This window comes from Phenylobacterium sp. (assembly GCF_030693805.1).
Lineage (GTDB): Bacteria > Pseudomonadota > Alphaproteobacteria > Caulobacterales > Caulobacteraceae > Phenylobacterium.
This window is the reverse complement of the sequence record NZ_JAUXZW010000372.1, coordinates 1-9,430: the sequence shown is the minus strand read 5'-3', so window position 1 is coordinate 9,430 and position 9,430 is coordinate 1. Positions and strand designations below refer to the sequence as shown.

At 69.5% G+C, this 9,430-nt stretch carries 9 protein-coding genes; 7 read left to right on the top strand and 2 right to left on the bottom strand.

Going from position 1 to position 9,430, the window contains the following annotated elements; genetic code table 11:
- Positions 1–80 precede the first annotated feature (80 nt).
- Positions 81–1,022, bottom strand: coding sequence for a J domain-containing protein (locus Q8M88_RS14760; RefSeq protein WP_305597916.1), 942 nt, complete (start codon positions 1,020–1,022; stop codon positions 81–83).
- A 149-nt stretch (positions 1,023–1,171) separates the two neighbouring features.
- Here Q8M88_RS14760 and Q8M88_RS14755 point away from each other — a divergent pair, with 149 nt between their 5' ends.
- Positions 1,172–1,684 carry a DUF805 domain-containing protein gene (locus tag Q8M88_RS14755; RefSeq protein ID WP_305597915.1) on the top strand — a complete coding sequence of 171 codons (513 nt, stop codon included), beginning with the start codon at positions 1,172–1,174 and terminating at the stop codon, positions 1,682–1,684.
- Here Q8M88_RS14755 and Q8M88_RS14750 read toward each other — a convergent pair.
- Positions 1,681–2,145 carry a YcgN family cysteine cluster protein gene (locus Q8M88_RS14750; protein WP_305597914.1) on the bottom strand — a complete coding sequence of 155 codons (465 nt, stop codon included), beginning with the start codon at positions 2,143–2,145 and terminating at the stop codon, positions 1,681–1,683. The two genes, Q8M88_RS14755 and Q8M88_RS14750, sit on opposite strands and share 4 nt — an antisense overlap.
- Here Q8M88_RS14750 and Q8M88_RS14745 point away from each other — a divergent pair.
- The 6 genes from Q8M88_RS14745 to Q8M88_RS14720 form a co-directional block, all read left to right on the top strand.
- A complete protein-coding gene (locus Q8M88_RS14745; RefSeq protein WP_305597918.1) occupies positions 2,088–4,262 on the top strand; it encodes a transglycosylase domain-containing protein in 2,175 nt (724 codons plus the stop codon). The genes Q8M88_RS14750 and Q8M88_RS14745 overlap by 58 nt on opposite strands.
- Before the next feature lie 73 nt (positions 4,263–4,335).
- A complete protein-coding gene (locus tag Q8M88_RS14740) occupies positions 4,336–6,141 on the top strand; it encodes an ABC-F family ATP-binding cassette domain-containing protein (RefSeq protein WP_305597913.1) in 1,806 nt (601 codons plus the stop codon).
- 517 nt (positions 6,142–6,658) lie between these two features.
- The gene (locus tag Q8M88_RS14735) at positions 6,659–7,678 is read left to right on the top strand and encodes an ABC transporter substrate-binding protein (RefSeq protein ID WP_305597912.1); all 1,020 of its coding nucleotides are present in this window, start codon (positions 6,659–6,661) and stop codon (positions 7,676–7,678) included.
- The gene (locus Q8M88_RS14730; RefSeq protein WP_305597911.1) at positions 7,675–8,418 is read left to right on the top strand and encodes an ABC transporter ATP-binding protein; all 744 of its coding nucleotides are present in this window, start codon (positions 7,675–7,677) and stop codon (positions 8,416–8,418) included. Before Q8M88_RS14735 ends, Q8M88_RS14730 begins: the two co-directional genes overlap by 4 nt.
- Entirely contained in the window at positions 8,415–9,182 is a 768-nt protein-coding gene (locus tag Q8M88_RS14725) for an ABC transporter permease (RefSeq protein ID WP_371132725.1), read from the top strand. The genes Q8M88_RS14730 and Q8M88_RS14725 overlap by 4 nt, the downstream gene beginning before the upstream one ends.
- A 38-nt stretch (positions 9,183–9,220) precedes the next feature.
- Positions 9,221–9,430 (top strand): hypothetical protein (locus Q8M88_RS14720; RefSeq protein WP_305597910.1); only part of this gene is annotated, 210 nt, incomplete at its 3' end.

Genomic DNA, 9,430 nt, shown 5'->3' with positions numbered 1-9,430 from the left:
TGGCGAGGAGCCGGGTCATGCGGTCAGCAGATAGCCTGTGCGCCCTGAACCCAGGGTGAATACCCGCCCCGCGCAGGCGTTCACGCCCGGCGACGCGGCTTGTAGGCGCGGTCCTTGCGCCAGGCCTCGGCGAAGGCCTCGAGTTCCGGATCCGGCGTTTCCGGCAGGGTGATCACCAGGCGCGCGAAGAGGTCGCCCCGCTTGCCCTGGCCGTTCGGCAGGCCGCGCCCCTTCAGGCGAAGCCGCGCGCCGCTGTTCGACCCCTTCGGCACGGTCAGCGTCACCGCGCCTTCCGGCGTCGGCGCCTCGACCTTGCCGCCCAGGACGGCGTCATAGACGCTCACGGGCAGATCCATCACCAGCACGTCGCCCTCGACCTTGAAGACCGGGTGCGGCTTGACGCTGATTTCGATGAAGGCGTCACCGGGCGCGGTGCGGCCTGGCGCCCCCTGCCCCTTGAGACGCAGGGTCTGGCCCTCTTGAGCGCCCTTGGGGATGGTCACGTCGATGGTGCGGCCGTCGGAGAAGGCGATGCGCTTCTTGCCGCCGGCGATCGCCTCCTCGAGGTCGATCTCCAGCTTCGCGCGCACATCGGCGCCGCGCTGCGAGAAACCGCCGAATCCGCCGCCGGCCCCGCCGCCGCCACGTGGTGCGCCGCCCCGGTTGAACATCTCGCCCAGAATATCGCCGAGGTCGACGCCCTCGAAGCTTTCCGACCGGTAGGCTCCTCCGCGCGGACCGCCGCCGGCGCCGAAGGGACCGCCCGGCCCGACGCCGAAACCACCGCGCATGGTCTCGCGACCATCGGCGTCGATCTCGCCGGCGTCGAACTTCTTGCGCTTTGCCTCGTCACCGACGATGTCGAAAGCCGCGCTGACCTGCTTGAAGCGTTCCTCGGCCGCCTTATTTCCGGGGTTGGCGTCCGGATGGTGCTGCTTGGCGAGCTTACGGAACGCCTTGCGGACCTCATCGGCGTTCGCACTGCGGGATACGCCCAGTTCCTGATAGGGATCGCGCGCCAAGGACTTCCTCGAAATAATGCGGGTTCAACGCCCCTGATTTGGGCGGCTTCTATCCCAGGTGCAAGAGATGGCTGCGGCGGGTCCGGCGCAGCATGACTTCAGGTTCACGATGCGTCCGCTGGCCGGGCCATCCTATTCGGGGTGTCGAGATGTCGCTGGAGACGCTGCTGCTCACGCCTTCGGGCCGCATCGGGCGCAAGAGCTTCTGGCGGGGATATCTATTCCTGATCCTGGCGGCGTTCCTGATCAGCATCCCGATCAGCGTCTGGACCGCCTGGGCGCTCGACAACATGCCGAAGGAAGACGCCGAGATGCGCTCGAACCTGATGAGCTGGGCGGCTCAGGCGGCGCTGTTCTACCCCGGGCTGTGCCTGACGGTGAAGCGGCTGCACGATCACGGCCGCACCGGCTGGTGGTACGTGGTTCCCACCGTGGTGATGGTGGTCACCATCGGTCTGGCTGTGATGATCGGAGGGCCGGAGGTGCTGTCGAAGGACGCGCCGGCGGGCCCCTCGCCGGCGTTGGGCATCCTGATGGGCGGCATGCTGATCGCGCTGACCATGATGGTCACAATGCTGATCTACCTGGGCGCGCTGCCCGGCGAAAAGGACGCCAACCGCTTCGGTCCGCCGGAGGCTCCTCCCGAGCCCACGCGACCTTAGTCGTCGCTTCGGTCGCGCAGCAGGTCCCAGGCGGCGAAGTCGAGGGCGTCCTCGGAATCCGCTAGCGCCGCCTCGCTGACCGTCTGGCCACGCACCGAGATACCCGCCGCATGGACGCTTTCAGGATCGCCGCTCACCAACGGGTGCCAGTCCGACAGCCCACGGCCTTCATTGATGCGCCGATAGGCGCAGCTCAGCGGCATCCACTCCAGCGCGTCGATGTTCCAGGGTGTGAGTTTGATACAATCGGGCACATGGCGCTTGCGGTTGGCATAGTCCATGCAGCGACAGGCCTGGCTGTCGAATAGCTTGCAATGCACCCGCGTCGGAATGATCTCGCCCGTGTCCTCTTCCTCGAACCGAACCAGACAGCAGAGCCCGCAGCCGTCGCACAGGCTCTCCCATTCGCGCACGGTCATCTGCGCGAGGGTCTTGGTCTCCCAGAAAGGTCTCGTCGCCATGGGCGAGCCGTCCTAAACCAAACCCGCCGGTTAACCAACCGCCGACCAGGCTGCAGAGCGCTGTGATCCCAGGTTCCCACACCCGCAAGGACCCCGCGCCTCGCCCGGACAAGCCGCCGCGACGCCGCGGATGGCTGCTGCGTCGGGCGCTCGCGGCGTTGGGCGTGCTGACGGTGCTCGTCACGGTGGGCGGGCTCGCCGCCGCGGTCTGGGTCCAGAAGACCTATCTGACCGACCTGCCGCCGCTGCCGGCGCGCGAGCAGCTCTATGCCTTCAACCGCACGCCGGCGATCAAGTTCTTCGACCGCACCGGCCAACCGATCGCCGAGCGCGGCCCGCGGTATGGCGACCAGGTGTTTGTGGCGCAGCTTCCAGCCTATGTGCCACGCGCCATGCTGGCCGCCGAGGATCGGCGCTTCTACAGCCACGGCGCGGTCGACCTGTGGGCGATCGGGCGCGCGGCGTTCGCCAACCACAAGGCGGGGAAGATCGTCGAAGGCGGCTCCACCCTCACCCAGCAACTCGCCAAGACGCTGTTCCTGACCCCGGACCAGACCTTCCGGCGCAAGGTGCAGGAGGCGGTGCTGGCCGAGCGGTTGCACCGGCTGCTGAGCAAGGACGAGATCCTCGAACTGTACCTCAACCGCGTCTACTACGGCGCCAACACCTTCGGCCTCGACGGCGCGTCGCGCACCTATTTCGGCAAGCCGGCGACCCAGCTCACCCTGCCGGAAGCCGCGCTGTTGGCGGCGATCCCCAAGGCGCCGACGAGGCTGGCGCTGAACCACGGCATGGACCAGGCGCTGCCGCGTTCGCACATGGTGCTGCACCGCATGCAGCGTGAAGGCTGGATCACCGCGGAGGAGGAGGCGCACGCGATCGCCGCCCCGCCCAAGCTCGCGGCGACCGCTCAGGCCGACGACGGCGATTTCGGATGGGCGCTCGACTATGCGGCGACCGAAGCGATCCGCATGGCCGGGCCGAACTCGCCCGACCTGCTGGTGCGCCTGTCGATCGATCCGAAGCTGCAACGCAGCGCCGCCCAGATCCTGCGCCAGACGGTTCGAGCCGAAGGCCGCGCCTCGCGGATGTCGGAGGCGGCCCTGGTCTCCCTGGCTCCCGATGGCGGCATCCGCGCCATGGTCGGCGGGACCGACTACGCCTCCAGCGTGTTCAACCGCGCGGTGCAGGCCCGCCGCCAGCCAGGGTCCAGCTTCAAGCCGTTCATCTACGCCGCCGCCCTGGAGCGCGGCGTGCGGCCGACCGACATCCGCGTCGACGCGCCGCTGCGCATCGGCCGCTGGAGCCCCGAGAACTATGGCGGCGGTCACTATGGCGCGGTGATGGTGCAGACCGCCCTGGCCCGGTCGATCAACACCGTGGCGGTGCGGCTGGCCCAGGAGGCGGGACCCGCGGCGATCGGCTCGCTGGTCCGGCGTTTCGGCTTCACCAGCCTGCCGGACGAGCCGGGGCTGTCGGTGGCGTTGGGCGCCTACGAAGTCAGCGTGCTAGAGATGGCCAGCGCCTTCCAGGTGTTCCAGCAGGCCGGCGGGCGCGTGCAGCCCTACATCATCGAAGAAGTCCGCACGGTCGGCGGCGAACGGGTGGTGGTCCATCTGCCCAGCGCGCCGGCCCCCGCCTACGACGCGGCGCGCGCCGGACTGATGCTGCGGATGATGCAGGGCGTGATCACCTCGGGCACGGGCAAGCGCGCGAATTTCGGCTGGCCGGCGGCGGGTAAGACCGGCACCAGCCAGAACTGGCGCGACGCCTGGTTCGTCGGCTTCACGCCGGAGTTCGCCACCGCAGTCTGGGTGGGCAACGACGACGGCCGCTCGATGCGGAAGGTGACCGGCGGCGACGCTCCGGCGGGGATGTGGCGCAGGTTCATGGTGGTCGCCCATCAGGGACTGGCGCCGCGCGACTTCGACTGGCTGCTGCCCAGCGTCACCGCGCCCAGTCAGGACTTGGGACCGCTGGAGCCGGAAGCGCCGGCGGTGGACGAAGCCGATCAGGGCGGCTTCTACGAAGACCTGTCCGCCGCCTTCGCCCGCACCTCGGCCGACGAGGAGGACGCGGCGTGGTCCCAAGGTTCCGAGGCGGAACCGCCGTTCTGACGGCAGTCCGCCATCCGCCTATTCTCCAACGCCGCTTGCGGGCGGCGCAAAGGGCGCTATCTCCCTGCGCTGGATGAAGCCGCCCATTCTCGCCCTCAAGGACGTCCGTCTGGCCGACGGTCCGCTGATGCTGTTCGACGGCGTCGACCTGGCGCTGGAGCCGCGCGCCCGCGCCTGCCTGGTGGGCCGCAACGGGACCGGCAAGTCGACGTTGCTGCGCATGCTGGCCGGCCAGGCAGAGCCGGACGCGGGCGAACGCACCGCCAGCCCCGGCGCGCGCATCGCCTTCGTGCCGCAGGAACCGCTCATCACCGGCGCGACGCTGCTGGACTACGCAACAAAGGGCGGCGCCGCCGACCACGAGGCCAGCGCGTCGCTCGAGGCTTTCGGGGTCGATCCCGCCAAGGCCGCAACCGGTCTCTCCGGCGGCGAGATCCGCCGCGCGGCCCTGGCCCGCGCCTTCGCCGAGAAACCGGACGTGCTGTTGCTCGACGAGCCCACCAACCACCTCGACATCCTGGCCATCGAGATCCTCGAGACCGAGCTGCGCGCCTCGCGCGCCGCGGCCCTGATCGTCAGCCACGACCGCGCCTTCCTGGAGCGGGTGACCGGGCGTTGCTTCTGGCTGGAGCACCGCACGGTGCGCCGGTTGGACAAGGGCTTCGCGGCCTTCGACGAATGGGCCGAACAGATCAACCACGCCGAAGCCGAGGAAGGCCGCAAGCTCGACAAGTCGTTGCAGCGCGAACAGCATTGGATGGCGCGCGGCGTCACCGGCAGGCGGGCGCGCAACGAGGGTCGACGCCGGCGCCTCGTCGCCCTGCGCGAGGCCAAGGCCGACCGGCTGCGCGAGGTGCGCGGCGGCCTGGGCATGGAGATCGCCAACGCCGGCGTCTCCGGCCAGCGGGTCGCCGAGGTCAAGTCGATCGCCAAGGCGTTCGGCGCACGCACCGTGCTGAAGGACTTCAGCACCCGCATCCTGCGCGGCGACCGCGTCGCGGTCGTGGGGCCGAACGGTGCGGGCAAGACCACGCTGGTCAAGCTGTTGCTGGGCCAGCTCGCCCCCGACAGCGGCGAGGTGAAGCTGGGGACGGGGCTGGAGATCGCCTACATCGATCAGGCTCGCGCCGACCTTTCACTCGAGGCGACGCTGAAGGACATCCTCACCCCCCTGGGCGGCGACCAGGTGATGGTGCGCGGCCAGCCCAAGCACGTCACCGCCTACGCCAAGGAGTTCCTGTTCCGCGAGAGCCAGATGCGCCAGCCGGTGCGCAGCCTCTCCGGCGGCGAACGCAACCGCCTGCTGCTGGCCGCGGCGCTGGCCAAACCCGCCAATGTCATGGTCCTCGATGAGCCGACCAACGACCTGGACATGGACACCCTCGACCTGCTCGAGGATCTGCTGGCCGACTATGAGGGGACGCTGATCCTGGTCAGCCACGACCGCGACTTCATCGACCGGCTGGCGACGTCGACGATTGCGCTGGATGGCTCGGGCCGTGTGGTGGAGACGCCGGGCGGCTGGGAGGATTTCCTGACCCAGAACCCCGGGTTTTTCCAGGCGGTGGCCTCGTCGCCCGCGAGAGGCGCGCCAGGCAAGGCCGCGCCGGCTCCTCCACCCGCGCCAGCCCGCGCCGTTAAGCTGTCATACAAGGACCAGCGTCGGCTCGAGGAATTGGAGGCGCTGAGCCAGTCCTTGCCCGGCCGCATTGCGGCGCTGGAACTAGAGCTGGCCGATCCCGGACTCTACGGCCGTGACCCGGCGGCGTTCCAGCGCGTGAGCAAGACCCTGGACGCCGCGCGCCGCCAACTCGCCGACACCGAGGAGGAATGGCTGTCCCTGGAAGAGCGGCGCGAGGCGATGGCGGCCGGCCGCTGAGGGAGCGCAGAAGCTTCACGCGGAGTTGAATGCATCGGCGCGAGGCCGCGCGCGCGTCGGTGGATGACCGTTAACTTTTGATTCAACTGCGGAATCCGAGGCCCATGCGCAGGCGATCCACAGGCTATCAACCGAATCATCCTCAGTGGGGCGAATTCGGGCGGTTGCTTCATACAAGGTTTGGAGCCAAGGTCAAGACGTCGAAGGGAATGCAGCGCACGCGGACCGGGCGACCGGAAAGCAGAAGCGAGCGGTTCACGAAGCGACGAGGCCGGGGCGACCCAGCCACGTTCGAAGCGAGAACCCTGGACGCGATGGAAACCTACGGGGAAGCCCGTCAATCGAAGTCGCGGACCACCTGGAGACGCAGAACCCGCAGGGGGTCTGGATGAGAGGGCGACGCATCGGGCGACCGAAGCGCCGCCCTCTTGCTATGCGGCGTCCTGTTGCAGGCGGCGCCTTGGAAGACGCCGCCTGCCGCCTTAGGCTTGCGCACGCTCAAGCTCGGGAATTCCGCATGCACCCCCTCCGACTGATCGCCACCGCCCTGGCGACCGCCATGCTCTGCGCCTGCCAGCCCGCCGCGTCCGACAAGACGGCGGCCGCCCCGCAGCCCGGTGAGCCCACCGCCATCCGCTTCGCCACCGACTGGCGCGCCCAGGCCGAACAGGGCGGATTTTATCAGGCGTTGGCGACCGGCGAGTACGCCAAGCGTGGCCTCAAGGTGGAGATCATCCAGGGCGGTCCTGGTGTGAACGTGCCGCAACTGCTGGCCGCCGGGTCGGTGGATATGGGAATGGGCTCCAACAGCTTCATCGTCATGAACCTCGCCCAGGAGAAGGCGCCGGTGAAAGCGGTGGCGGCGTTCATGCAGAAGGACCCGCAGGTGCTGATCGCCCATCCGGACCAGGGGATCGAGAAGATCGCCGATCTGAAGGGCCATCCGATCCTGCTCGCGGACGCTTCGGTCACCGCCTTCTGGGTGTGGCTGAAGGCGAAGTACGGATTCACAGACGACCAGGTGCGCAAGTACACCTTCAACTCCGCGCCGTTCCTGGCCGACAAGCGGGTCGCCCAGCAGGGCTATCTGACGTCGGAGCCCTACACCCTGGAGAAGGAGGCCAAGCTGAAGCCCAAGGTGTTCCTGCTGGCCGACGAGGGCTTCCCCGGCTACGCGGCCATGGTGCTGGCTTCGACCACGTTGATCGACAAGGACCCGAAGTCGGTGCAGGCGTTCGTGGAGGGCTCGGCCGCCGGCTGGAAAAGCTACATCGACGGCGACGCCGCCCCCGGCGACGCGCTGATCCGCAAGGCGAACCCGGAGATGACCCAGGACGTGCTCGATCAGGCGCGGGCCAAGATCAAGGCCGCCGGCCTGGTCGACGGCGGCGATGCGGCCAAGGCGGGGCTGGGGGTGATGACCGACGCGCGCTGGAACGAATTCTTCTCCATGGCCGCGGGTCAGGGCGTCTATCCCAAGACCCTGGATCCGAAGAGCGCCTACACCCTGCAATTCACGGCCCAGCCCGCCCCGTGACCTTCGCAGCCCTTGACGAGGTCGAGGTCGACTATCCGAACCGCGGCAAGGCGCTGGGGCCGTTCAGCCTGGCGCTGGAACACGGTCAGATCACCGCGCTCGTGGGACCATCGGGCTGTGGGAAGTCGACGGCGTTGCGCCTGCTGGGCGGCCTCGAGCAGCCGACCCGAGGCCGGGTGACGCGTGCGGCGGAGCGCGGCGAGACGTCCGTGGTGTTCCAGTCGCCCACCTTGGCGCCCTGGCTCTCCGCCCAGGCCAATGTCGCGCTTCCGCTGGAGCTATCGGGCGTGGCGCGCCCTGCCGCCCGCGCCCGGGCGGCGGAGGCTCTGGCCCGAGTGGGCCTGTCGGGCGCGGAGACCGCGAGGCCGGCGCAGCTTTCCGGCGGCATGGCGATGCGGGTGTCGCTGGCCCGCGCCCTGGTCACCAATCCTCGCCTGCTGCTGTTGGATGAGCCGTTCGCCGCCCTCGACGAGATCACCCGGCGCGCGCTCGCCGACGACGTGCTGTCGCTGTGGGCCGGCGCTCAGCCGGCGGTGGTGTTCGTCACCCACAGTGTCGAGGAGGCGGTGTACATGGCCTCGCGCGTCATCGTCATGAGCCGCGGCCCAGGCCGTTCGCTGGGCGAGACGGTGGTGGAGGCGCCTCTGCCCCGCCCCGCCGGGTTCCGCACCACGCCGGTGTTCCGCGAGACGGTGGAGCAGGTGTCGATGCGCCTGGCCCAGGGGATGGCGGCGGCATGAGGCGGCTGGCCGAGTTCCTGGCGCCGATCGCGCTGATCGTCGTGCTGCTGGCGATCTGGGAGATCAGCTGCCGCGCCATGAACGTGCCAGCCTATTTCCTGCCCGCGCCATCGGCGGTGGCGCAGGCGCTGGTCGCCGATGCGCCCACCTTGCTGACGTCGGCATGGAACACTCTGCAGATGGCGCTGATCGCGCTGCTGGTCGCCAGCGTTCTCGCCCAGGGGTTGGCGCTGGCGGTGGGCCTGAGCCCGCTGCTGGAACGCGCGGTCCAACCCCTCGCCGTCGTCCTCCAAGTCACGCCGGTGGTGGCGATCGCGCCGCTGGTGGTGATCTGGGCGGGACTAGATCATCCCCAGCGCGCCATCGTGGCGCTGGCCGCGGTCGTCGCCTTCTTTCCGATCTTCTCCGGCGCGGTCACAGGACTGAAGTCGGCCGATCCCGACCTGGAGCGGCTGTTCGACCTCTATGGCGCGACCCGCACGCAACGACTGCTGCGCCTGCGCGCGCCCTCGGCCGCGCCGTTCGTACTGGAAGGCCACAAGGTCGCGGCCGGCCTGGCGGTGATCGGCGCCGTCGTCGCCGAGTTCGTCGCCGGATCCGGCGGCGCGCAAGGTCTGGCCTGGCGAATTCTAGAGGCCGGCAACCGGCTGCAGACCGCCCGCATGTTCGCGGCCCTGGTCGTGCTGGGCGTGCTGGGCGCGGTGTTGCACGCCGTTTTCGAGGCGCTGGAGCGCGCCGCGCTGCGCTGGTGGCGGGGCCGTTAGGCGCCGGTTAAGCCGCTTTCCGGTACAGCTATGCCGGCATGCGCCATACCCTCGCCTTAGCCGCCGTCTGCGTTTTCGCGGGCGCCTCCGCCGCCGCCGCCCAGTCGGTGCAGGACCGCTACGGTCCGGCGCGCGCGCCCGCGCCGATCGCCGTCGCGCCCGTGCAGACCGCATCGCTTGATCGCCCCGCCGCGCTGTACAGCGGCCCGATGCTGAACTGGAGCGCCAGGCGCGCCAGCCCGGTGATC

Coding starts and splice junctions, on each gene's coding strand:
- Q8M88_RS14755 (WP_305597915.1), top strand. CDS start 1,172: ATGTCGCTGGAGACGCTGCTGCTCACGCCTTCGGGCCGCATCGGGCGC.
- Q8M88_RS14750 (WP_305597914.1), bottom strand. CDS start 2,145: ATGGCGACGAGACCTTTCTGGGAGACCAAGACCCTCGCGCAGATGACC.
- Q8M88_RS14740 (WP_305597913.1), top strand. CDS start 4,336: ATGAAGCCGCCCATTCTCGCCCTCAAGGACGTCCGTCTGGCCGACGGT.
- Q8M88_RS14735 (WP_305597912.1), top strand. CDS start 6,659: ATGCACCCCCTCCGACTGATCGCCACCGCCCTGGCGACCGCCATGCTC.
- Q8M88_RS14725 (WP_371132725.1), top strand. CDS start 8,415: ATGAGGCGGCTGGCCGAGTTCCTGGCGCCGATCGCGCTGATCGTCGTG.